Raw genomic sequence first — 282 nt, forward strand, 5'->3', positions numbered from 1 at the left:
TCAATAAGGATTCTTATCTAAAATGTATAATTAATTATGTTTTGATGAAAAAGGTGATTTATTTGAATCAAGAAGAAAAAGCAATAAGAAAACAAAGATTGAAAGAACTTTTACAACAAAGTCAGAAAAAACATTTAGAAGAGTTATATACAAATGAAGCATCAGAGTATAAAGAGTATTATCAAGATATAAATTTAATAGAAATTTTATCAGTAGAAGAAAGTGAAAGTATTTACGATAAATTACTAGATGACTATCCATTAGTATCGTATGGCATTGGTG

1 protein-coding gene is annotated in these 282 nt (G+C 24.5%); it reads left to right on the top strand.

Annotation, left to right across the window (positions count from 1 at the left end; genetic code table 11):
* Positions 1-62: 62 nt before the first annotated feature.
* On the top strand, positions 63-282 hold a 220-nt coding region (locus V7056_RS18160), incomplete at its 3' end, for a hypothetical protein (RefSeq protein ID WP_499703805.1).

The sequence above is a fragment of the Bacillus sp. JJ664 genome (assembly GCF_036962205.1).
GTDB lineage: Bacteria > Bacillota > Bacilli > Bacillales > Bacillaceae_G > Gottfriedia.